This window comes from Marinobacter santoriniensis NKSG1 (assembly GCF_000347775.1).
Lineage (GTDB): Bacteria > Pseudomonadota > Gammaproteobacteria > Pseudomonadales > Oleiphilaceae > Marinobacter > Marinobacter santoriniensis.
This window is the reverse complement of record NZ_APAT01000036.1, coordinates 1-2,429: the sequence shown is the minus strand read 5'-3', so window position 1 is coordinate 2,429 and position 2,429 is coordinate 1. Positions and strand designations below refer to the sequence as shown.

General features: G+C 58.4%; 2 protein-coding genes. Both read right to left on the bottom strand.

What is annotated here, in order from left to right; genetic code table 11:
• Positions 1–61: 61 nt before the first annotated feature.
• Entirely contained in the window at positions 62–802 is a 741-nt protein-coding gene (gene istB, locus MSNKSG1_RS18560) for an IS21-like element helper ATPase IstB (RefSeq protein ID WP_008940836.1), read from the bottom strand.
• The gene (gene istA, locus MSNKSG1_RS18555) at positions 789–2,294 is read right to left on the bottom strand and encodes an IS21 family transposase (RefSeq protein ID WP_169331937.1); all 1,506 of its coding nucleotides are present in this window, start codon (positions 2,292–2,294) and stop codon (positions 789–791) included. Before istA ends, istB begins: the two co-directional genes overlap by 14 nt.
• Positions 2,295–2,429: the final 135 nt, after the last annotated feature.

The window sequence follows — 2,429 nt, the reverse complement described above, 5'->3', positions numbered from 1 at the left end:
TGTCAATGGCCATTTATTTTGACCCACCTTTGGCCAATAAAATTGACCCACCTTTCATAGTCTAGCTTGTTGTCTTCTGCTTTAGCCGATAGCTTTCTCCTCCCAACATAAAGATGTGTGAATGGTGGATAACCCGGTCAATGATCGGCACCGCCACGTTGTCGTCGTGGAAGAACTCGCCCCAGCTGGTGAAGTCCTTATTGGTGGTCAGGATGATTGAACGGTATTCGTATAGGCTGTTGATCAACTGGAACAGGTTGTATCGGGCCTGCCGGGTCATCGGTAGATAGCCCAGTTCATCAATGATCAGCAGGTCGTACTTGGCCAGTTGGCTGACCCGCTTTTTCAACTCACCCTTCATCTCGGCCAGCTCTAGTTCTTCCACCAGATCGAGAGCGTTGCGGAACAGTACCCGGTAGCCGGCCTCCACAGCTTTGTGGCCAATGCCGATGGCCAGGTGGGTCTTGCCTACACCGGGCGGGCCGATGAACACCAGGTTGTTCCGCTCGTCGATGAACTGGAAGTCCAGCAAGGCATTGACCTGACGTTTGGTGATGGTGGTCTGATGCCGGTAGTCGAAGCCCTCCAGGCGCTTCTCGGCAGGGAACGCGGCCATCTTCCGGTTCCGGCGGATGCGCTTGTCCTGGCGCTGGATCAGCTCGTGTTCGGCAAGCCGATCCGCGAAGCTGAGATAGGACATCTCATTGGCTTCAGCCTCGGCCAGCAGGTTGGTCAGTTCGTCGGCAGCCGCGCTCAGGCGCAGGCTGCGGTATCGGCTCACAGTTTGCTCAAGCTGGCTCATGGGTCACCCCCTGGCCACTGGAGTGGCCAATACGGCGGTAAGCACTCAGATCCAGTGCTTGCTTGGGTTCTGGCAGCGGTTCCGGCTGCCGTTCCCGCAGCGTAGCTGCCTGGGCTGCTTCCAGATAACTTTGCAGCCGTGTGGCGGTCATGCCGGGACGCTCTGCCAGAGTCGTGAGCAGCACCGGATCCACGGGCGGATGGCGCTTGAGCAGGTCACGGGTAGCCACCAACTGATCCTTGTAGATCTTGGGCTCGGAACGCTTGAGCTGCTGGCACAACCGTTGCCCGGTTTCGCTACCGATCATCTCATTGATCTTGCTCTCAAGGGTGGCCACCCGCTGGGCATGATCCCGGTAGTGATGGGTGTTCTTGATCACCTTGCCCTTGTCGGAACACAGCGCATGGCTGGCGATGACGTCGCCTGTGTTCAGGTCGCTGATGTGGAGTTGGCCGCCGGACTCCAGAACGCCTACCCGGGCCTGTTGCCAGGCCATGGGCACGGAGTACTTGTTGGCTTTCCAGGCGATCAGGCCGGTCTTGTCGGCCCGACGTGTCTCGTGGGCCACAGGCTGCACGCAGGCTGGTGACAGGTAAGTCTCCAGGTGCTCTCGCTCGTCCCGTTCGAAGCGTTCCCGGGGTGGTTCGCCAGTGGTGCCGTGGATGCGGACATTGGCTACGCTCTCAACCCAGTCCTGCACGTGCTGGCGCACGTGTTCTTGATCCTCGAAGACTTCGCCGTAGAGGCAATCCTGCTTGACGTACTTCACGCCGGCTTCCACCTTGCCCTTGCTCTCCGGGTCATAGCCTTCGCAGGCATGGATCCGGAACCCGGCCGTGGTGGCATACCCATGGAACCGTTGGTTGAGGGTCAGTTCCCGGTACTGTTCGTTGATGACCACCAGCTTGGTCTGATCGTAAACGCACTCCTCCGACAGGCCACCGAAGTAACGCAGGGCTTCGTCGTGGAGCTGGATAAACATCTGGGTATCCAGCGGGCGGAAGGCCAGGCCCACGTACATCAACCGCGAGTAGGACAGCACGAACACCACGAAGTGCAGCGTGCGCTCTTCGCCACTAATCAGCACACCGCGCAACTCACCGGGGTCCACCTGGCACTGGACACCCGGCACATCGTCCAGAATGGGTTCGTAGTATCGCATCTGGGCCGAGGCCACTTCCTCCTTGAGCGTTCGCACATAGCGGCGAATGGAGCGATCCGAAGCTGGCAACTCACCAACCTTCGCTTGCAGCTTGCGGGCAATTTTGACGGCGCTGAGCTTGGGGAATTCTTTGAGAAGATGAATCAGATAATCCCGGTGATCATCGAGGCGCTTGGTGCGTGAGGGATCTTCTATCTGTTCCGAAATTGCGCTCTCATCCATCCGCAGATACTTGCGAACGGTATTGCGGGACACCCCCAGTTCCTGACTGATGGCGCGGATCGACAACCCTTTGCCGTTATCGTGCAGTGCCTTGATCTTGTGTATCACAACCCACTCCTTCACTGACATGCCCCCGGCCATCGATAAAAGCCGGGGACAGTAGCTGGTTCTGTGGCCTGACGGCCACCCGGGGGTGGGTCAAAACTAATGGCCAGTAGTGGGTCATTTTAATTGGCCACTAAC